16 protein-coding genes are annotated in these 20,847 nt (G+C 68.5%); 8 read left to right on the top strand and 8 right to left on the bottom strand.

The window, feature by feature from the left end:
* Positions 1 to 38 precede the first annotated feature (38 nt).
* Positions 39 to 2,210 carry a hypothetical protein gene (locus NA4_RS14835; protein ID WP_067470222.1) on the bottom strand — a complete coding sequence of 724 codons (2,172 nt, stop codon included), beginning with the start codon at positions 2,208 to 2,210 and terminating at the stop codon, positions 39 to 41.
* 270 nt (positions 2,211 to 2,480) lie between these two features.
* Here NA4_RS14835 and NA4_RS14840 point away from each other — a divergent pair, with 270 nt between their 5' ends.
* Both NA4_RS14840 and rffA read left to right on the top strand, forming a co-directional pair.
* A complete protein-coding gene (locus NA4_RS14840; RefSeq protein ID WP_067470207.1) occupies positions 2,481 to 3,581 on the top strand; it encodes a glycosyltransferase family 2 protein in 1,101 nt (366 codons plus the stop codon).
* On the top strand, positions 3,571 to 4,710 hold the full coding sequence (gene rffA, locus NA4_RS14845) for a dTDP-4-amino-4,6-dideoxygalactose transaminase (RefSeq protein WP_067470208.1): 1,140 nt from the start codon (positions 3,571 to 3,573) through the stop codon (positions 4,708 to 4,710). Before NA4_RS14840 ends, rffA begins: the two co-directional genes overlap by 11 nt.
* Before the next feature lie 278 nt (positions 4,711 to 4,988).
* Here the strand turns inward: rffA and NA4_RS14850 are convergent, their stop codons facing one another.
* Both NA4_RS14850 and NA4_RS14855 read right to left on the bottom strand, forming a co-directional pair.
* Positions 4,989 to 5,588: a class I SAM-dependent methyltransferase gene (locus NA4_RS14850; protein WP_067470209.1), complete on the bottom strand. Its 600-nt coding sequence runs from the start codon at positions 5,586 to 5,588 to the stop codon at positions 4,989 to 4,991.
* Between the two features lie 76 nt (positions 5,589 to 5,664).
* Complete coding sequence (locus NA4_RS14855; protein WP_067470210.1) at positions 5,665 to 8,616, bottom strand: AMP-binding protein; 2,952 nt, start codon at positions 8,614 to 8,616, stop codon at positions 5,665 to 5,667.
* 803 nt (positions 8,617 to 9,419) lie between these two features.
* Here NA4_RS14855 and NA4_RS14865 point away from each other — a divergent pair.
* The 5 genes from NA4_RS14865 to NA4_RS14885 all read left to right on the top strand — a co-directional run bounded on the left by NA4_RS14865 (position 9,420) and on the right by NA4_RS14885 (position 14,512).
* Positions 9,420 to 10,826, top strand: a complete 1,407-nt coding sequence (locus tag NA4_RS14865) for a family 2B encapsulin nanocompartment shell protein (RefSeq protein ID WP_067470212.1) — start codon at positions 9,420 to 9,422, stop codon at positions 10,824 to 10,826.
* A 13-nt stretch (positions 10,827 to 10,839) separates the two neighbouring features.
* Positions 10,840 to 12,417 carry a family 2 encapsulin nanocompartment cargo protein terpene cyclase gene (locus tag NA4_RS14870; protein WP_174552946.1) on the top strand — a complete coding sequence of 526 codons (1,578 nt, stop codon included), beginning with the start codon at positions 10,840 to 10,842 and terminating at the stop codon, positions 12,415 to 12,417.
* A 33-nt stretch (positions 12,418 to 12,450) separates the two neighbouring features.
* The gene (locus tag NA4_RS14875) at positions 12,451 to 13,323 is read left to right on the top strand and encodes a geranyl diphosphate 2-C-methyltransferase (RefSeq protein WP_067470213.1); all 873 of its coding nucleotides are present in this window, start codon (positions 12,451 to 12,453) and stop codon (positions 13,321 to 13,323) included.
* Complete coding sequence (gene idi, locus NA4_RS14880) at positions 13,320 to 13,892, top strand: isopentenyl-diphosphate Delta-isomerase (protein ID WP_067470214.1); 573 nt, start codon at positions 13,320 to 13,322, stop codon at positions 13,890 to 13,892. Before NA4_RS14875 ends, idi begins: the two co-directional genes overlap by 4 nt.
* Positions 13,893 to 14,161: 269 nt before the next feature.
* Positions 14,162 to 14,512, top strand: coding sequence for a hypothetical protein (locus NA4_RS14885; RefSeq protein WP_067470215.1), 351 nt, complete (start codon positions 14,162 to 14,164; stop codon positions 14,510 to 14,512).
* A gap of 74 nt (positions 14,513 to 14,586) precedes the next feature.
* Here NA4_RS14885 and NA4_RS14890 read toward each other — a convergent pair whose 3' ends face one another.
* A complete protein-coding gene (locus tag NA4_RS14890) occupies positions 14,587 to 15,309 on the bottom strand; it encodes a GntR family transcriptional regulator (protein ID WP_067470216.1) in 723 nt (240 codons plus the stop codon).
* 274 nt (positions 15,310 to 15,583) lie between these two features.
* Here NA4_RS14890 and ilvA point away from each other — a divergent pair, with 274 nt between their 5' ends.
* Positions 15,584 to 16,804: a threonine ammonia-lyase gene (gene ilvA, locus NA4_RS14895; protein ID WP_067470217.1), complete on the top strand. Its 1,221-nt coding sequence runs from the start codon at positions 15,584 to 15,586 to the stop codon at positions 16,802 to 16,804.
* 114 nt (positions 16,805 to 16,918) lie between these two features.
* Here ilvA and NA4_RS14900 read toward each other — a convergent pair whose 3' ends face one another.
* From NA4_RS14900 to NA4_RS14915, 4 genes are all read right to left on the bottom strand, one after another.
* Complete coding sequence (locus NA4_RS14900) at positions 16,919 to 17,242, bottom strand: DMT family transporter (protein ID WP_067470218.1); 324 nt, start codon at positions 17,240 to 17,242, stop codon at positions 16,919 to 16,921.
* Positions 17,243 to 17,310: 68 nt separating this feature from the next.
* The gene (gene argH, locus NA4_RS14905) at positions 17,311 to 18,720 is read right to left on the bottom strand and encodes an argininosuccinate lyase (protein ID WP_067470219.1); all 1,410 of its coding nucleotides are present in this window, start codon (positions 18,718 to 18,720) and stop codon (positions 17,311 to 17,313) included.
* A gap of 173 nt (positions 18,721 to 18,893) precedes the next feature.
* Positions 18,894 to 20,096 (bottom strand): argininosuccinate synthase, encoded by a 1,203-nt coding sequence (locus NA4_RS14910; protein ID WP_067470220.1) that lies wholly within the window; start codon positions 20,094 to 20,096, stop codon positions 18,894 to 18,896.
* Between the two features lie 217 nt (positions 20,097 to 20,313).
* Positions 20,314 to 20,829: an arginine repressor gene (locus NA4_RS14915; RefSeq protein WP_067470221.1), complete on the bottom strand. Its 516-nt coding sequence runs from the start codon at positions 20,827 to 20,829 to the stop codon at positions 20,314 to 20,316.
* Positions 20,830 to 20,847: the final 18 nt, after the last annotated feature.

Raw genomic sequence — 20,847 nt, forward strand, 5'->3', positions numbered from 1 at the left:
CTCGAGCGCTTCAGCCGCGGCATCGATGGTTTGCTCCCTCACGAAACGACGTCCGCCAGCTCGCGATCCGGCTCGGCGGGCGTCGAACCATCGGCCGGCGCCGGCTCTTCGCGTCGCCGTGTGCGCACGTGCAGCCATTGCAGGAGGCCGAGGCCGATCACCCCCGCACCCATGGCGGCGATGCCGATCTTCCAGCCCGGCGGACGCCAGGTCAGCACCAGCTCGGCGTTCTGCGTGCCGGCCGGAACGTCGACGGCGACGAAGGATTTGGCGACCGTCGTCATGGGAATCGAGTTGCCGTCCAAGGTGACTCGGTAGCCAGGCCAACCCAGCCGCGAGAACACGACCCGGCCGCCCTCGGCCGAGGACACCCGCACCCGGCTGGTGGTGTCGGTTTCCGAGATCGAGGTCGCGGTCACGCCCTTGGCGTCGGCGACGCGGCCGTTGGTCGTCGAGATCGCACCGCCCACTCGTTCCAGCACCGCGATGTAGCGCTCATGACCGGGATAGCCGACCCACTTCCAGCCCTCCGGCGCGGGTTGACTCGGCGCGTCCGGGAACAGCGCGCGTTGCAGCACGACGCGGTCCAGCTTCATCAAGTCGACGAGCGGCCGCCCGGTGGCCGGTTCCGGCGCGAACATCCGCCGGTAGGCATCCGGGCAGACGCTGCCGTCCCAGCGCATGCACAGCATCTCACCGAAATAGAAGTGCCCGCTCGGCGTATAGCCGTTGACGTAGGTGAGTTCCAGCCCCCGGGCGTAGTTGCCGAAGACGAGCGACCCGTACGCGCCTTCGATGCTCTTGTCCTGCGGCTGCAACAGACCACGATCGCCCAGCTGGATGGTGGTGCCTGCGAAATCCGGGAACGCGGCCTTCGCCTCCGAACGCTTGGCAGGCAGGTTCCACGACATCGGAGTGGGTTGCGCGGCGCTGACCTGGAAGTAGGCGATCGGGAACATCGCGATGATGGTCAGTGCGCACGCCGCCGCGGTGCCCTTGGCGCGGCCCAACCACACCGCCGCGGCCACCAGAGCGGCGAGCGCGACCGCCGCGACCACGTGCCAGACCCAATCGTGCGGGTCGGCGGAGAAGGACCGCACCCACAGCGCCAGGATCAGCACGCCCGCCGCGATCCCCCGATTCTTCGCATCCCGCACCGTGCCGTAGCGACCGAGCAGCACGCACACCAGCACGAGCAGTCCGATGGCCAGCATCGGCAGCACGCGAGCGGGCCAGCGCAGCGGCCCGACCGAACCAGGGCCCGCGGTCCACATCAGCATCATGATCGCGAAAATCGCGACCGCGCTGAGTTCCCGCCACGCCTCCCGCGCGCGATGCCAGTCGACGAACGCCAGGGCCGGAATCAGGAACCAGGCGATATAGGTGACCGGAAGCGGCTGCACATAACCCCACCACGAGCTGAACGCGGGCAGCGAGCTGGGCAGGCTGGCGTTCAGCGACTCCGACCACGGCACCGTGAGGAACTGGTCGTTGTTGATCTGCGCGGTGCCGCGCCAGGTGACCTTCGCCGAGAGCATCGAGGGCAGGAAGGTGAGCAGGCCGGCGAGCCCGGCGCAGCCCGCCGCGACGGTCAGCCGCAGCACGGGCTGCCATTTGCGCTGGTACACCAGCTCGCCGACGGCCACCGCCAGCAGCATCAGCACCGCCTCGACCGCCGGGAAGATGTACTGCGTCGAAATGGTCAGATACAGATAGACGAAAACCGGGATCGGCCCGCTGAGACCGCGTGTGTACCGCACCGACGCCGCCCACGCGTGCACCAGCCACGCGGTGCCGGTGAGCGCGGTCATCCAGCTGGCTTCGTCGAAGAACAGGAAGAAGCCCGACAGCGGCAACGCGATGCCCGCCGCCGCCGACCAGGACGGGCGCCCGCCGTAGACCAGGCACACCCGGTAGACGCCGAGCGCGGCGATGATCGAGAAGATCAGCTTCACGACGGTGGCGTACAGGGCGACGTTGTCCACCGACGGCGCGATCAGATCGATCAGCAGCTGCGGCGGATTGAACAGGCCGGCGTCGTCCATCGTGTTGTTGCCCGACATCCACTGTTCGGGCACCATCACCGGAAAAGTGCCCTCGCGCAGCGCGCGGCCGAGGCCGACCCACAGCGAGGTGTACTGGGACTCGGTGTCGTCGGTGAAGAAATGCCGGACGTTGGCGAGCAGGACCGCGGCATAACCCGCGACCACTCCGAGCGCGGTGATGACCCCCCACCGGTAGACATCTCGCCGCGAATAAACATCCTGCGGCGAGCCGAGCACTGCACTGTCCGTCACGAGTTCCAAACCCTACAGTGCCGCTCTCGGCTTGGCATCGGTCGAGCGACCCCACCATGATGAGGGCATGATCAGCTGCTCCGGTAGCCGGAAAGCGCACCGTGCTAGAGTCCACACCGGTTCGGGCTCTGCAGTCCTGCAACGAGTACCGGCACGCACCGTCATCGAAAGTCGATCCAGCTGATGCCGATTCCCCCCGCCCGTGCACTCCGTTCCGGCGCTCCAGCGACGAACGGTGATCCGGCTCGGCCCGGCGTGGACCGGCCGCACACGGTATCGGTGGTCGTGCCGGTGTACCGAGGCGAAGACACCATCGCCGGACTGGTCGCCGAATTGCACGGTCTGACCCGCACCGTCGAGACTCCCGGTGGCATCACCTTCACCGTCGGCGAGATCATCCTCGTGCACGATCACGGTCCCGATCGTTCCGACGTGGTGTTGCAAGAACTGGAGCAGACCTACGCCGAGGTGCGCGTGGTCTGGCTCAGCCGCAACTTCGGGCAGGACGCGGCCACGATCGCCGGGATGTCGGCCGCGGCAGGCGACTGGATCGTCACCATGGACGAGGACGGTCAGCACGACCCTCGCTTCATCAGCTCGTTCCTGGACACGGCGCTGGCCCAGCGAGCCGACCTGGTCTACTCCAAACCGAGCAACACCCGGCCGCACGGCTTCCTGCGGAATCTGACCTCGCGCGGAGCCAAACTGGTGCTCGCGACGCTGTTCGCGTTCCCGGATTCCACCCGGTTCGAAAGCTACCGGCTGATCCGCGGTGACATCGGCAGGCAGCTCGCCGAGGTCGCCTCCAACGGCGTCTACCTCGACGTAGCGCTGACCTGGGTGGTCGGCGCCGTCGCGCAGGCGCCGGTGGTGCTGCGCGCCGAGGGGCGCGAGGACTCCGGCTACAACTACCGCCGCCTGTTCTCCCTGTTCTGGAAAATGGTGCTGTGCAGCGGTACGCGCGGACTGCGGCTGGTCAGCCTGCTCGGCGTCACGCTCGCACTGGCCGGTGCCGTGATGGCCGCCGTCGTCGTGTTCGAGGCGCTGACCACCGATGGCTGGGCGCCGGAGGGCTGGGCCTCGACCATCGTCGTGCTGCTGCTGTGTTCCGGCGCCGTGCTCTTCTCGCTCGGACTCATCGCCGAGTATCTCGGCGTCGCCCTGCACATCCTGGTGGGCAAACCGCTCTATCTCACGGTCGAGACGCCGACGCCGCGTCCGGCCGATGCTTCGGAACTGACCGCGACCACCGCCAGCAGGGGGACCGACCGGGTTGAACACTGACCGCGTCATCTTCAGCCGCCCGTTCCGGGCGCGTAGGGAACTCGCCAATCTGGAGGCGGTGCTGGCCTCCGACCACAGCCACGGCGACGGGCAGTTCACCGCTTCGGCCACCGCGAAGCTGAAGACCATCACCGGCGTGCCGCACGCCCTGCTGACCACCTCCTGCACCTCCGCGCTGGAGATGTCGGGTCTGCTGCTGGAACTGGGCCCCGACGACGAAGTGATCGTGCCCAGCTTCGCGTTCACCTCCACCGCCACCGCCATGGCGTTGCGCGGCGCCACCTGCGTCTTCGCCGATATCGACCCGGCCACCGGGAACCTGGACCCCGCTTCGGTCGCCGCGGTGATCAGCGAGCGGACCAAGGCCGTGGTGGTCATCCACTACGGCGGCGTCGCCGCCGACATGGCCGGGCTGCTGGAGTTGGCGAACGCGCACGGCTTCGCGGTCGTTGAGGACAACGCGCACGGGCTCGGCGGTACCTGGCGCGGCAGGCAGCTGGGCACCATCGGCTCGATGGGCACGCTCAGTTTCCACGACACCAAGAATGTGCACTGCGGCGAGGGCGGCGCGCTCCTGCTCACCGACGAGATCCTGATGGCCAGGGCCGAGATCATCCGGGAGAAGGGCACCGACCGGGCGCGATTCCTGCGCGGCGCGGTGGACAAGTACTCCTGGCAGGACATCGGCTCCAGCTACCTGCCCAGCGAGCTGAACGCGGCCGTGCTGGACGCGCAGCTGGACGAGTTCGACACCATCCAGGCCGGGCGCCACCGCGTGTGGGACACCTACGCCGCCGCCCTCCCGGACTGGGCCGGTCGCAACGACGTGCGCCTCATGTCCGTGCCCGCCGACCGCGAGCACACCGCGCACCTCTACTACTTGCGCACCCCCACCGAACACCGACGCGACGACCTCATCGCCCACCTCGCGGCGCAGGGCATCTCGGCGCCGTTCCACTACATACCGCTGGATTCGAGCCCGGCGGGCTTCAAACTCGGCCGCACACCGCAGCCGTGCCTGCGGAGCGCGGAGTTCTCCGCGACCGTCGTGCGTCTGCCGCTGTGGCCGGGCCTGACCGACGCGCAGGTCGGCCGAGTCATCGACGCGGTCACCGCGTTCACGGTATGACAGCCGGGTCCGGTCGGCGCCGGACCCGGAATCCGCCTCATGGGTGAGTTCGTCTCATTCGGTGAGCACGTGCAGAGGTTCCCTCGGCCCTCATGATCAGGGTCGGCCGCACCGCTCGACGTTGTCATCGTGCGCCGCCGTCCCGGTCGCTGCGCCCGCCGAACGCGCGGCCGCCCCGTGAACGGGGTAATCGCACGTGTGACAGCCCTCCCGTCCGGCTCGCGGATACCGACCTCGCGTGATGAGCGCCCCTGTACAGAGCCGGGGGTGCCAGCAGCTTACCCGCTGAGCACGTAGAGCTTCTCCCTGCCGCCCGCGATCAGCGATTGCCGCACCACCTGAGCGCCGTACCCCGCGAAGAGCTCGTCGAGCGTCGGCTCGGTGAAGCGGTGGGCCTGTTCGCCGTCGCCCGCGTCGGTGAACCGCTTGCCGATGGTGGCGAGGACCGGATTGTCGCTGGTCGCGAGGTTGCGAACCGGTTCGGCGACGATCACCTGCTCGCCGGCCGCCGCGAGCATCCGATCAATCACCGGCCCCGGCTCGGGGAGGAAGTGGTAGAGGCTGGCCTGCATGATCACGTAGTCGGCGGTGGGAAGCGGCTGGTCGGAATGCAGGTTCCACACTTTGCCCTGCCCGCCCGCCTCGGTCACCCGCGCGATGAAGCGCTCGTTCAGGTCCAGGCCCGTGTAGTCCACCGACTTGTGGCGCAGGTAGCGGGTGTAGAGCGTTGCGGGTCCGCAGCAAAGGTCGACTACGCTCGCCCCCGCCGGGACGAGTTCCGCGATGGCGCGATACCGAGCCGTGTAGTGCCTGCCGTACAGTCCGCGCATCAGCACCTCGTAGACGGTCCCGTTGCGGTAGATAAGGCTCGTTCTCACAAGGACTCACTATGCCATTGGCCGGTGAATCCCGTGCTTCGGCAACGTGACTGGCAATACTCGGCTGACGGGGGCATCAATCGCCGAACAGCGTTCGTGCCCTGCTCTCGGTGAGGACCTCGTAGGCGTCCGATGCGCGGTTGTACCACCAGGTGTCCGGTCCGGGCTGTGGTCGCCCGGCGTCCTGCACCGCGCGGGTCGAGGGGCGGAAGGACGGGCTGCGCGGGATGTCGTCCACCAGATACACCAGGTCGGGGCGCTGGTCCGGTTCCAGTGCGCGCAGCGCCTCGGTGACGTCCTTGGGTTCGAGGCGGAAGCCCTCGCGCACGCACACCGCCGCGACCGCGACGCAGTGGTCGCCGACGTCGAGGCCGTAGGCGACCTCCATGTCGACGGCGGTGATGTCGTTGAGCGCGTCGACGATGGGCTGGCCGAAGACCGGGCCGCGGCGGGTCCGGATCACCGTGTCCGTGCGGTCCATCAGCCAGTGGTCGCCGTCGCTGTCGCGGCGGAACAGGTTCTCCGTCGGCATCCACGAGTCGCCTGCGGTGAACACACCGCGCAGGCCGCCCGCGGAGATGTCCACGCCTTCGGACGCCTTGCCGATCAGCAGCCCGACCTCGTTGTCCGCGCAGCGCCGGGCGAAACCGGACCCGTCGACCAGGATTCTTTCGGTGATCGGGTCGTAGGCCACCAGTTCCACTTTGGCGGTGCCCGGCACCGGCCTGCCCTTGCAGCCGCGCTTCGCGCCGGTCACATTGGCCAGCACCACGTCGCCCTCGATGGAGGCGTAGAACTCCAGCACCCGGGCGGGCTCGAACTGCTCGACGGTGCGCCGCCACAGCCCCGCGGGCATCCCGGAGCCGATGAACAGCCGGATCGGGTGGCGGTGACCGCTGGGGAAGACGTCGGCGTCGAGGATGTCGCGCAGCATGGTCCAGGTGTAGGTGACCACCGTGACGCCGTAGCGGTGTACCTCCTCCGCGAAGCGCTGCGGATCGAGCGAACGTGCCAGCGCGATCCGGCTGCCGCCCGCGACCGCACCACCCAGGCTGACCAGCAGACCGGACGAATGGTGCAGCGGCGCAAGGCAATACACCGTATCCCTGCGGTTCAGGTCAGCCGTTGTCGCGGTGCCGAATGCCGACAGCGCCCAGCGATGATTGGTGATGTACTTCGTCTCCAACCGGTTGCCGGTGCCGGTGACGAGCACGAACGCCAGCTCCCGGGCCAGGCCGGGATCCGGCCGGTACCACGCGGGCAGCCGCACCTGGGCGGGATCGATCTGCTCGAGGTCGATCATCCGGTCACTGGCGGGGATCGCCAGCTCGCGCGCGGCGCCGCCACCGAGCACCAGCACCCTGGCGCCGGTCGCGGCCGCTTGCCGCAGATTCTCCGGGTCGGAGATCAGCGTTTCCACGCCGGTCAGCTCGATCGCGTGACTCAGTTCGCTGCTCGGAGCCAGCAACACCGCTACCGCACCGAGCCGGGAGAGCGCCGCGACGGCGGCCAGTGCGCTGGGCCGGGTCTCCATCACGACGCCGACGCGCATCGCGGGACGCACGCCGACCTCGACGAGGCCGCGCACGACATTGTCGATGCGTGTGTTGACCGCGGCGTTGGTGTGCACCCGGTCGTCGAACAGGAACAGGTCCCGCTGCGGCGCGCGCCGCGCCTGTTCGGCGACCAGGCGGCCGAGCGAGATCCTGGTGTGCGGCTGAATCATGCCGAGGCGAGTCAGCCTGGGCAGCGCCCGCGCCGCCTCGCCGGCCAGCTCGAACGAGCCACGCACCGTGTTGTTCGCGATGCCCTCCAATGCCTTCCCCAGCCCGGTGCCCGCCTCCGCCAGGGTCGCGGCGGTATGGATCACGCGGGTTGCCGCCGACCGAGGACGATTGTTCGGCACGTGCTCGGCCATCGGCACGATCTCCGGAGGCAGCGGCTTGTCGCCGTTCATCCACCGGACCCACTGCCGCACCAGCGGCCAGGTGTGGTTGGTCGCCATGCTGCCCGCCACCAAGCCGAAATGCCCCGCGACCAGCGTCGCCTCGTAGACCTCTGCGTTCGGCGCGGCACGGACGATACCGCGCACCGCGGCCGGTTGGCCGATGTCGTCGACCTCGCCGACGAACGCCAGGATCGGGCACTTCAGCTCGGCCAGGGAGATCGGCTGGTCGCGGATCACGAAACCGCCGAGCATCAGCCGGTTGTGCGCGACGAACTGCTTGAGAAGGTCCGCCACGGCCGGGCCCGCGTACCCGACCCAGCCTTCGCTGTTGAGGAAGCGGCGCTGACGCTCCTTCGGCAGCAGGGCCTCGCGGTCGTGCAGCTGACGCAGGAAATCGATCCTCGACTTGGCCGTCTTCACCGGATCGAGCAGCTGGAAGCCGATCCGCACCATGGAGTCGGTGATCGGCAGCCGGGTGACCACGTGGTCGGCCAGGAAATCGGCGACGTCGGAGACCATGCCGTAGGGCAGGCCGAACGGGATGCCCGCGACGATGTCGACCGGGGCGCCGAAGGTGACGACGCTGTCCACGCCTTTGCCGTATCGGTAGGCGGCGGTCTGGTAGGCGAACATGCCGCCCTGGGAGTAGCCCATGAGGTGCACCCCGCTGCCGGTGGCCTCGGTGACGGTATCGATCGCGCTGCTGACCGCGAGCACGTGGTCGGCGAGATCACGCTGCCAGCCGCCCTCCTCGCTCGCGGGTGAGCCGAAATCGACCACCCAGCAATCGACTCCGCCCTGATGCAGGATGCCGACCGCGCCGCCTTCGGCGTTCACGTCCCAGATGTCGGCGTTCACCATCAGCGGGGGAACCAGCAGGGCCACAGGACGACCGGGTGTGGTGTCGTCGGGGAAGTAGCGGCGCAACCGGTACATGCGTCTGCGCTCGACGACCTCGAACGGGGACGCGTCGACGTCATGGGTCAACCCGCCGAAGCGGATGACCTCGAGGCCGTTCTGCGCGGTCGCCATCAACCGCTGCACCGAACCCACCACATCCTTCGCACTCAACTTCACCATCGCTCCTGGCCCTACGCTAGAACGTGACCCGCATCACACACCCCGAGGTGTTCAGACGAGCTTCCCACACCTCATGTCCATTATGTGTCCGCTGTGACACGTCACATGACCCGGCGCCACGGTCAGCCTGCCATGACGTTCACCTACTTGCTCGCGAACGCGTCGGGCCCACGCCGAGCCCATTCGGAACGCGATAGTCCAGCGCGGCGGGCAGAACGATCATCGAGCCGAGAAGAACACCCGCAGCGCTCCGGGCAGCGGGTGCGGCCCGCGCCGAGCAAGCCGTGGCAGACGCCGCCGATGGCAGGAATCCCGGCGACCGTGTCGTCGCGGCGCTGCTCGGGACCGAACGTCCGCGGCGCGCGGGAAGCAACAGCGTCAGTGCGACCGCCGAACCCCGTGACGAACCCGGAGCCTGGCCGGCTGGGCAGCCCGGTGGATCCGAGTGGACAGCAGTCGCCGACGATCACTAATTCACAGCGATCAGAAGGTAATTCGGAGATTTATCCTCGAAAATCACCCACCGTTATCGGAATCGACCGCATGTCGTGACCATCCGCCCCGCGCGGGAGGCATCTTCGAAATTTCTCTGTGCGCAGGCGGTTTCGCGGTCTACCATTGATCACGCCTGGAACGCCCTGGTGCGTAGGTGATTTCGTTCGATGACCTTCGCAGACCTTGTGTCTGCTGATTTGTTGTGAACACCCAGCGACTCTGAACTATCGACGACTCTGACACCGCCCGACTCCAAAAACCCGTAACCATCGATCGTTTCGGTGGCCGACTCGAGTTGAGGATCACGCATGACCATAGAAATGCCAGTCCAAACGGAAGACAACGCGCGCAAGAGCCTCAGTACCAGCACAGCCAGCCTGCTGGCGCACACCACCAAGTCCGAACCGCAGATGCAGGGCATCAGCTCGCGCTGGCTCACCCGCATGCTGCCGTGGGCGCAGGTCACAGGCGGTGTGTACCGGGTGAACCGCCGCCTGACCCATACCCTGGGCAATGGCGCGGTGGAATTCGACATCGACGGCTCCACCGCGCGGGTCATTCCGCTGGAACTGCGAGAGCTTCCGCCGCTGCGCCACTTCGACGACGAAGAGACGTTGCGTGCCCTCGCACAGCGTTTCGAACAGCGCGATCTCGAGCCCGGAACAATCGTGGCGGAATTCGGAAACCCGATGGATCAGGTCCTGCTGATCGTGCACGGCAAACTGAGCAAGATCGGTTCCGGCGAGTACGGTGAGCAGACCAAACTCGGCATGTTGTCGGGCGGTGATTTCTTCGGCGACGCCATGCTGACCGACGCGTCGGCGATCTGGCCGGTCACGGTCAAGACCGTCACCAGGACGACCGTGCTGGTTCTCCCCCGGCAATCACTGACGGAGCTGCTCGACAGCGCTCCTGCACTGGATGAGCAACTCTCCAGCGTCGCGGCCGCGCCAACCCGCCCGCAGAACACCAAGGGCGAGGCGGACATCGAGGTGGCCTCGGGCCACGCCGGCGAGCCGCTGCTTGCGGGCACCTTCGTGGACTACGACGCTTCCCCCCGCCAGTACGAGCTCAGCTTGGCCCAGAGCGTGCTGCGCGTGCACACCAGGGTCGCCGACTTGTTCAACGACCCGATGAACCAGGTCGAGCAGCAGCTGCGGCTGACCATCGAGGCACTCTACGAACGGCGTGAGAACGACCTGGTCAACAATCCAGATTTCGGCCTGCTGCACAACTGCGATCTCAAGCAGCGCATCTACACCGAGTCCGGCCCGCCCACCCCGGACGACATGGACGAGCTGCTCAGCATGCGCCGGAGTACGAAACTCTTTCTCGCCCATCCGAAAGCAATCGCCGCGTTCGGGCGCGAATGCAGTAAGCGCGGACTCTACCCCGATCCGGTCGAGGTCGACGGGCACCGGGTGCCCGCATGGCGCGGCGTGCCGATCTTTCCCTGCGGCAAGATCCCGGTCAGCGACACCCAGACCACGTCGATCCTGGCCATGCGCACCGGCGAGAAGGACCAGGGCGTGATCGGCCTGCACCAGACCGGCATCCCGGACGAGTACGAGCCGAGCCTGAACGTCCGCTTCAAAGGCATCGATGACCAGTCGATCATCTCCTACCTGGTCAGCTGCTACTACTCGGCAGCCGTGCTGGTGCCGGACGCGTTGGGCGTGCTCGACAATGTCCTGGTCGCCCGGCAAGCGGACTGACCGGGGGACGAGCATGTCAGTGCTCTCTCGCGCCGCGGCGGCCAAGACCACCGATGAGCTGGCCGCCACCGTCGCCGCGCTGCTCACCAACACCGGCACGACCGCCCCGCGCGCGTTGTTTCCAGCGGAAGCGGTTGTCTCGCTAGCTGATTCGCCGTCCCCCCAACGGGCGGGGGCGGCGCCGCGTGCGCTGCTCGGTCCATCCGGACTCGGCGCCGCCGCGCTGTTGCTGCCGCTCCGCGGAATCAGCCGCGCCACGCAGCCCGGCAGCGCTGCCCAGACTGACACACCAGGCAGCGCCGCGAGCAGCGCGCCTTCTGCGGCAGTACCCGACGGCGACGCACCGGGAGCGGTGCATACGACCGGTACTGCTGGCGGAATGCCATTACCTCCGGCGCCACGCATACCCTCGGGACCGACCGGGCTGGGCACGGCCTCGGCGCTGCACGGCCTGCGCGGCGTCTCGTCACCGGCGCGCGCAGTCGTGCCGCCGGTGTTCGTCGCGCCGGGCGGACGGGCCGAACCGAAACCCGCGAGCAATTCCGCGCGGGTTCCACGGAGGCCGACGGAGCCGGATACCGCGACGACGGACAGCGACCGCCAGGATCCGATTCCCCCGCTGTACTGCCCACCGCCACTGCGCGACGATCCCGCGCTCGCCGCGGCGGTCAACGAGGGGATCGTGGACTGGGCCGCAGGCATCGGGCTGTACGAAGGCCGCCTCGACACGCTGCGCGACGCCGACTTCGGGCGGCTGATCATGCTCGCGCATCCCGACTGCGACGACCCCGACCGCCTGCTGGCGGTGGCGAAATGCGCGGTCTCGGAATGGTCGGTGGACGATTACTACTGCGAGGAGGACGCCGACGACCGCGCACCGGACGGCACCCCGTCCAGCGCCGTGGCGGAATTGGGGCCGCGCCTCGAATTGGCCGCCGCCGCCATGGATCCGGTCCATCTGCCAGCGCGCTACCAGGCCCAGCTCGAGGCGGCCCTCGACGCCGACCCGATCCTGCGCGCGTTCCGCACCTCCTTCGCCCATCTGGCCCGCTACGCCAGCCCGGCGCAACTGGCCCGGCTGCGCACCGAGATCGCGGGCTGGTTCATCGCACTCGGCGCGGAGGCGGGATGGCGGGCCGCGGGACGAATGCCGCCGGTATGGGAGTACCTCACCAACCGGCAGCCCCACAGCTTCCTGCCGTGCATGGCGCCGACCGACGTGGTCGGCGGCTACGAGCTGGGGGCGGCGGAGTACACCGATCCCGCGGTGCGCCGGGTGGTCACCACGGCCGCCCTTGCCAGCCAGATGGTGAACGACCTGTATTCCATGGCGCGCGAGGACCTTTCCGGCGGCAGGGAGTTCAACCTGCCGACCGTCCTGGCCGCCGAGGAGCGCTGCTCGCGCCGAGAGGCCGTGCTGCGCACCGCCGAGGTGCACGACGAGCTGGTGCACCGATTCGAACGCGAAGCGGCGCCGTTGGCCACGGCGGGTTCGCCGGAGCTGGGCCGCTTCCTCGCCGGCCTGTGGGCCTGGATGGGCGGCAACCGCGCCTGGCACGCCGACAGCAAACGCTATCGCGACCCGCACTGAGGCAGTACCAGCACCGAGAGAGGATGATCACGCATGACCATGCTCAACCCGGAGACCGGGACCGTTCTGCGTACGAGTTACCAGAAGTCCGTCGCCGCGTACTGGAACAACAACCCGAACGACGACCGGGTCAATACGAAGCTCGGCGAGGTCGACGGTCTCTATCACCACCACTACGGCATCGGCGAGCCCGACCTGTCCGTGCTGACCGGGCCGGAGGACACCCGCGAGGCGCGCATCGTCACCGAGCTGCACCGGCTGGAGACCGCGCAGGCGGACTTCCTGCTCGACCACCTCGGCGATGTCCGCCCCGGCGACCGGCTGCTGGACGGCGGTTCCGGCCGCGGCGGCACCAGCTTCATGGCAAATCAGCGCTTCGGCTGCCAGGTCGACGGGGTGACCATCTCCGAATACCAGGTCGGCTTCGCCAATGATCAGGCCGCCCGTCGCGGCATCGCGGACAAGGTGCGGTTCCACTTCCGCAACATGCTGGACACCGGATTCGAGGCCGGCTCCATGCGCGGCATCTGGACCAACGAGACCACGATGTACGTGGATCTGTTCGACCTGTTCCGCGAGTTCTCCCGGTTGCTGGAGCCGGGTGGCCGCTACGTGTGCATCACCGGCTGCTCCAATGACGTGACCGGCGGACGCTCCTCCTCGGTCAGCTGGATCGACGCGCACTACGGCTGCATGATCCATCCGCGCGGCGAGTACTTCCGCGCCATGGCCGAGAATCACTTGGTGCCCATCGCCGTGACCGACCTCACGGCAGCGACCATCCCGTACTGGGAGCTGCGCACGAAATCCGAGCTCGCGACGGGTGTCGAGAAGCCGTTCCTGACCGCCTACCGGGAGGGCAGCTTCCACTACCTGCTGATTGCCGCCGATAAGGTGAGCAGGTGACCGACACCCTCGTCCAGCTGATCACCGACCGCGAGGCCCTGCCCGTCGAACTGGTCGACGACGCGGGGCGCGCGGTCGGTGCGTGTTCGGTCGCCGAAGCCCACATGGCTCCGGGACTTCTGCACCGCGCGTTCTCCGTGCTGCTCTTCGACTCGGCGGGGCGGGTGCTGTTGCAGCAGCGCGCGGCGGTGAAGACCAGATTCCCTTCGCTGTGGGCCAACACCTGCTGCGGCCACCCCGCACCCGGCGAATCGGTGGCCACCGAGGCGGCGCTGCGGCTGTCCCAGGAGATGGGGTTGACGGCGACGCTGGCCGAGGCGGGGATCTACCGCTATCACGCCGCGGACCGGCGCACCGGCCGTGTCGAGTCCGAGTGGGACCACGTGCTGATCGGCGGACTGGATGGCACACCCCGACCGGACCCGGCCGAGGTCGCGGACTACGTGTGGATCCGACCGGAAGCACTGCGCGACGCTCTGACCGACAATCCGGCCGCCTACGCGCCGTGGCTGGCCGGGGTCCTCGATATCGCCCACCACGCGCACGTCACGGGCATACCGGTGCGCTGATCGGTTCGAGGCGGCCACCGAGCACCATCGACCGCGCACGCAGCGATGGTGCTGATCCGGCCGCCTCGGTGCCCATTGGTGGCGAATCCAGCCGTACGTCCAGGGCATGGCCGTGGTGGGGGCCCCACGGTGAGACACATGGATAGATGCGCATATCCTTGTAACACCATGGCTCGAAACTGGGAGAAATCATAGGAACGGCACAGGCTTTGGCCAGGACCGTTCTTCATCCTGACGTTGTACGAGTTCTCGGTGTAGTGAGGTGCGCGATGGTCGAGTTCGAGGTCACGGGAACGACGGTCACGGTTCACGTGCTCGGTGCGCATCAACTGCTCGCGCTGCGCGATCGACTGACCTTCGACGCGTCCGATATCACCGCACTCGGCCTGGCCGGTGTCGACCGCCGCCCACCGTGGGTCCGCGCACCCGGCGCGTTCTTCCCCGGTGTGATCGCGGCGGGCACGTTCCGCGGCAAGGGACGCAAGGAATTCTGGGACACCCGATTCGACGGCCACGCCATTCGTATCGACCTGGCGGGCGCCGAGGTTACCCGGCTCATCGTCGACGTCGCCGACCCCGACGCCGAGTTGCGCAAGCTCGCCACCGCAGCGGCTGCCTGATCAGGGGGTGGCCGCTGACGGCTTGGGTGATGGACGAATAGGGCGCCGGGACCTGCGACGGCGCACTGCCCGAGCTATCGCGCGGCGGATACGTCTTCCGGAGCAAGCAAGCCGGTGTCGGTGGGCAACATCGCGATCGCGACCTCCAGCCGGCGATGGTGCTGTTCGGCGACGAGCAACAGGCGATCTACGTCCCTGGCGAGAAACGCGTCGAGCATCAGGGCGTGGTCGGTGTGCAAACGCACCCGATCAGCCCGGCCGATGTGCACCATCGGCTGCACCGGCTCGGTGACGTTCCACGCCGACTCCAGCATGTGCAGCAACCGGAACATGCGGGACGGCCGGGTCAGCGCCACATGAAACGCGCGCGACCCACGATGGTAGGCGGCCGGATCGTCATCGCGGAGGGCCTGTTCCAGGTTCGCGTTCACCTCGAGCAGCTCGGCACGATCGGCGGCGGAGTGATTGCGCGCCGCCGCAGCCAGCGAAGCGGTTTCCAGCGTCTCCCGCACCACGTACATCTCGCGCAGTTCCGCGGCGGTCAGCTGAGCCACCGCGTACCCGGTGTGCGGCTCGTGCGTGACCAGCCCCTCCCCGATCAGCGTCTCGAGTGCCTCACGCACCGGTATGTGGCTCACCCCGAACAACTCCGCCACCTCACGCAGCGAGATGACGGTGCGCGGCGGCACCGCTCCGTCGAGAATCACCCGGCGCAGTTCGCCGAGGATGATCTGCGGGCGACCTGGCTCGTCGGCGACCAACCTCGCGAGCAGCGCCGAACGTCGTCTCGGGGGCATGGCAACACGCTAGGGGAATCGTGTTGCGTTCCACGTCACTCGTGTGACGGTCAGGAAAATCTCACAGTACCGACCGGTCGCATTGATGGCTGGGGCGCATACACCGAGACTCGCCGGACGGACATCCACGCCGTCGACTCATCCAGAAGGCTCGACCGCCACATCGCCATCCGCTAGGCGGCGCCCGCTCGGCCCGGGCTCGGCGCGCTCGCCCGCCACCTCGTCAGGGCCCGTCTGATCGTCCGCCGGATAGGCACGGTGGCAGCATGGCGGCATGGAGTTGGTCGATATGGCGCGGATCGAGGCGGCCGTGCGCTTGCTCGCTCCGGTGATCCGCCGGACGCCGCTGGTGGCGTCGCGGGTGTTGTCCGAGCGTGCGGGCACACAGGTGTGGCTGAAGTGTGAGAATCTGCAGCGGACCGGGTCGTTCAAGCCGCGCGGCGCCTACCACCGGATCGCGAACCTGCCAGCGGAGGCGCGGACGCGCGGCGTCGTCGCCGCGAGTGCGGGTAATCATGCGCAAGGGGTCGCGTGGTCGGCGGCGTCGCTCGGCATCGAGTCGACGGTCTTCATGCCGATCGGCGCGTCGCTGCCGAAACTCATGGCGACCAAGGCGTACGGCGCACAGGTTCGCCAGGTGGGCGAGACCATCGACGAGTCACTGGACGCCGCACTGGATTTCGCCGACCGCACCGGGGCTACACTCATTCACCCGTTCGACCACCCCGATATCGTGGCCGGACAGGCGACCGTCGGTGTGGAGATCCTGGAGCAACTTCCCGAGGTCGGGACAGTGCTGGTGCCGACCGGCGGTGGCGGGCTCTTGGCAGGTGTCGCGGTTGCCTTGCAGCACCTGGCGCCGCGGGTGCGCGTGATCGGCGTCCAGGCCGCGGAGGCGGCCGCCTGGCCGGATTCGCTGGCGGCAGGCCATCCGGTCCGGGTCGATCGCATGTCGACCATGGCCGACGGCATCGCGGTCGGGCAGCCGGGCGCGGTGCCCTTCGTGCATGTGGCCGAGCATGTTTCGGCGATTGTGACGGTGGACGAGGAAGCGCTGTCGCAGGCGCTGCTGCTGTGCTTGGAGCGCGCGAAGCTCGTCGTGGAACCCGCCGGGGCGGCGGCGGTCGCCGCGCTGATGAGTCGCGCGCCGGAGGAGCTGGACCTGCGCGGTCCGGTCTGCGCGATCTTGTCCGGGGGCAATATCGACCCGCTCCTGCTGACCCGTGTGATCGGCCACGGCCTGAGCGCGGCGGGTCGCTATCTGGCTGTGCGCGTGACGATCTCCGACCGTCCCGGTGCGCTCGGCGCGCTGCTGGCCGTCATCGGGAAGACCGGCGCCAGTGTCGTCGATGTCGCGCACTCACGGACCGGCGCCTGGCTGGCGGTGGACGAGGTCGAGGTGTCGCTGACCCTGGAGACGCGGGGGCCCACCCATCGCGACGATGTACTCACGGCCCTGTCCACCGCGGGATACGTGGTCCGCGTGGAGGATTGACCGGTCGACGAGATCGGCACCCGCAGACATCTCGATGGGCGATCGACCTGCGCGGAACATGATCACTATTCCGGCGCGACCGGCCGGTCACGCACCGACCCGCAGGCAGCCGTATCAGTGCGCGCCACCGAGTTCCAGCGCCAGCACGCCGAGGATCACCAGCGCGATGCCGCCGACCTGCACCAGGCTGAGCCGTTCGCCCAGGAACAGCACGCCGATCACCGCGATCGCGGCGACGCCGACCGCCGACCAGATGCCGTAGGCCACCCCGATCGGCATGCCGCGCTTCAATGCCTGAGCCAGGAAGTAGAACGCTCCGCAGTAGCCGACGACGACAACGATCGATGGAACGAGCTTGCTGAATCCATCGGAAAGCTTCAGCGAGACGGTCGCGGTCACTTCGGAGGCGATGGCAAGGGCAAGCAGCAGCAAGGTCATTGCCGCAGCGTAGCCAGGGAGTCCCTGCGATACCGAGCCCACTCGACGAGCCGAGCCGGAACGCGAAATCAGCCCAGCCAGGCGCGGGCCATTGACGCCGCCCGGCGTACCTCGTCGAGCTGCGCCGCGACCTGGACACCCGCCGTTCCGCCGCGCGCGTTGCGGGACGCGATGGAGCCCTGCACGGTGAGGACCTCGCGCACCTTCCCGGTCAGTGCGGGGTCGATGGCGGCGAACTCCTCGTCGGTGAGGTCGTCGAGACCGACGCCGCGAGATTCGGCGGCGCGCACGCATGCGCCCGCCGCCTCGTGCGCGACGCGGAACGGAACACCCTGGCGGACCAGCCATTCGGCGATGTCGGTGGCCAGCGTGAAACCCGCGGGCGCGAGTTCGGCCATGCGGTCGGTGTGGAAGGTCAGCGTCGATACCAGGCCCGCGATGGCCGGGAGCAACAGCTCGAGTTGCGCGACCGAGTCGAACAGCGGTTCCTTGTCCTCTTGCAGGTCGCGGTTGTAGGCGAGCGGTTGCGCTTTGAGGGTGGCCAGCAGTCCGGTGAGGTTACCGATCAGCCTGCCTGCCTTGCCGCGGGTGAGCTCGGAAACGTCCGGATTCTTCTTCTGCGGCATGATCGAGGAACCGGTCGACCACGCGTCGGCAAGCGTGGCATAGCCGAATTCCGGTGTGCTCCAGATGATCACCTCTTCGGCCATGCGGCTCAGGTCGACGCCGATCATGGCCAGCACGAACGCGGCCTCGGCGGCGAAATCCCGCGCCGAGGTGGCGTCGATCGAATTGGCGGCGGCCGCGTCGAAGTGCAGTTCCGCGGCGATCGCCTCCGGGTCGAGTCCGAGCGAGGAACCGGCCAGCGCGCCGGAACCGTAGGGCGACACGGCCGCACGCTTGTCGAAATCGCGCAGCCGATCGAGATCGCGCAGCAGCGGATGCGCGTGCGCGAGCAGATGGTGGGCCAGCAGTACCGGCTGCGCGGCCTGCAGGTGGGTCTTTCCCGGCATCACCGCGTCCGGGTGCGCGGCGGCCTGCTCCACCAGTGCGTCCACCACCGCGAGCACACCGGCGGCGACCCGGCGCACGGCGTCGCGCAACCACATCCGGAACAGGGTGGCCACCTGGTCGTTGCGCGATCGTCCGGCGCGCAGCCTGCCGCCGAGTTCGGCGCCGACCCGCTCGATCAGGCCGCGTTCCAGCGCGCCGTGCACGTCCTCGTCCGACTCGGCGGGGCCGAAGGCGCCCGAATCAACGTCCACCGCAAGCCGATCCAGCCCGGCCAGCATGCCCGACAGATCGGTGTCGGACAGCAGGCCCGCCTTGTGCAGCACCCGTGCGTGCGCCTTCGACGCGCGGATGTCGTAGGGGGCCAGCGCCCAGTCGAAGTGCGTCGACTTGCTCAGCGCGGCCATGGCCTCGGCCGGTCCGGAGGCGAAACGCCCGCCCCAGAGGGCACCTTGGTTCGTGCTCACTGTTCTGTTCCGCCTCTCCGGGCCTTCCGGCCGTACAAGTCAGGTGGCGCAAGGCCTCCGGGCAGGTCCTGCGCTGGGCGCCGTCGGAGTTCTGGGGGTACCCGATGAGTTTCCTGCGAGATTCAGTTGTCGCGTTCGGGCCGCGATGATGAGCCCAGCGGGTAGAACAGCGACTACTTCTGGTTCAGGTCGCGGCGGGCGGCGACCTTGGAGGACAGGCCGTGGATCTGCACGAAGCCCTTGGCCAGCGACTGGTCGAAGGTGTCGCCCTCGTCGTAGGTGGCCAGGTTGAAGTCGTAGAGCGACTGCTCCGAGCGGCGGCCGTTGACCACCGCGGAGCCGCCGTGCAGGACCATCCGGATGTCGCCGGTGACGTGCTGCTGGGTGTCGCCGATGAAGGCGTCCAGCGCCCGCTTGAGCGGGGAGAACCACAGGCCGTCGTAGGCCAGCTCGCCCCAGCGCTGCTCGACCTGCCGCTTGTAGCGGCCCAGCTCGCGTTCGATGGTGACGTGCTCCAGGGCCTGGTGCGCGGTGATCAGCGCGATCGCGCCGGGCGCCTCGTAGATCTCACGGCTCTTGATGCCGACCAGGCGGTCCTCGACCATGTCCAGCCGGCCGACGCCCTGGCGGCCCGCACGGTGGTTCAGCTCGACGATCGCCTCCAGCACGCTGACCTGGCGGCCGTCGATGGCCACCGGCACGCCGCGCTCGAACCGGATGATCAGCTCGTCCGGCGCCTCGAAATTGACCGTCGGGTCGGAGGTGTAGTCGTAGACGTCCTTGGTCGGGGCGTTCCACAGGTCTTCCAGGAAGCCGGTCTCCACGGCGCGGCCCCAGACGTTCTGGTCGATGGAGAACGGCGACTTCTTGGTGACGTTGATCGGCAGTGCGTTCTCCTCGGCGAACGCGATGGCCTTCTCCCTGGTCCACGCGTAGTCGCGGACCGGCGCGATCACGTTCAGGTCGGGCGCGAGCGCGCCGATACCGACCTCGAAGCGGACCTGGTCGTTGCCCTTGCCGGTGCAGCCGTGCGCGACGGTGGTGGCTCCGTGGAACTTGGCGGCCTCGACCAGGTGCTTGACGATGAGCGGGCGGCTGATCGCGGACACCAGCGGGTACTGGCCCATGTACAGCGCGTTGGCCTGGATGGTGGGCAGGCAGTACTCGTCGGCGAACTCGTCGCGGGCGTCGACCACGATCGCCTCGACGGCGCCGCAGTCCAGCGCGCGCTGGCGCACCACGTTCATGTCCTCGCCACCCTGGCCGAGGTCGATGGCGACGGCCACCACTTCGGCGCCGGTCTCCTTGCCGATCCAGCTGATCGCGACGGAGGTATCCAGCCCACCGGAGTAGGCGAGTACGACGCGCTCGGACATGTCTGTGTGCTCCTCGATGTTTCGATGCTGGTTTGGCTGTACGGACCGGCTTCCCGCCACAGCGGCCCGCACGTCCTGCAAATGATTATGCATGAGGATGCAAGCTCATTCATAATCGGGTGGTGCTGTCGCTACGCTGGGGCAACGGCCCCACCTACACCCTCGCACAGCTCCGGCCATCCGCGCTCGCAGCAGGCCGGCCGCGAGAAGCGAGCGCTCAGGCTAGTTGTTCGATCTTGGCGGCCACTTCCGCGCCGGTCAGCGGCTCGCGCGCGATGACGGCAATGGTGTCGTCGCCCGCGATGGTGCCGACGATGTAGGGCAGGGCGGCGCGGTCCAGGGCGCTGGCCAGGAAGTGCGCGGCGCCGGGCGGCGTCCGCAGCACCGCGATGTTGCCGCTGGCGTCGGTGGAGACCAGCAGGTCGCCGAGCAACTTGGACAGCCGGTCGGTGCCGCCGGTGACGCCGCGGACGGGGCTGCCGTCCTCCGGCACCACGTAGACGCCCGCCCCGCCGTCGGCGGCACGCAGCTTCACCGCGCCCAGTTCGTCCAGGTCCCGGGACAATGTCGCCTGGGTGGTCTCGATGCCTTCGGCCGCGAGCAGCGCCGCCAGTTCGGTCTGGCTGCGCACCGCGTGCGCGGACAGCAGCTCGACGATGCGTGACTGCCGCCCGGCGCGGGTGCGGGCGATGGCAGGGCTGCTCTTTCCGGACTCCGACTGCGAGACGCTCACGACCGCTCCTCGCTGACG

The organism is Nocardia amamiensis NBRC 102102 (genome assembly GCF_001612745.1).
Classification (GTDB): Bacteria; Actinomycetota; Actinomycetes; order Mycobacteriales; family Mycobacteriaceae; genus Nocardia; species Nocardia amamiensis.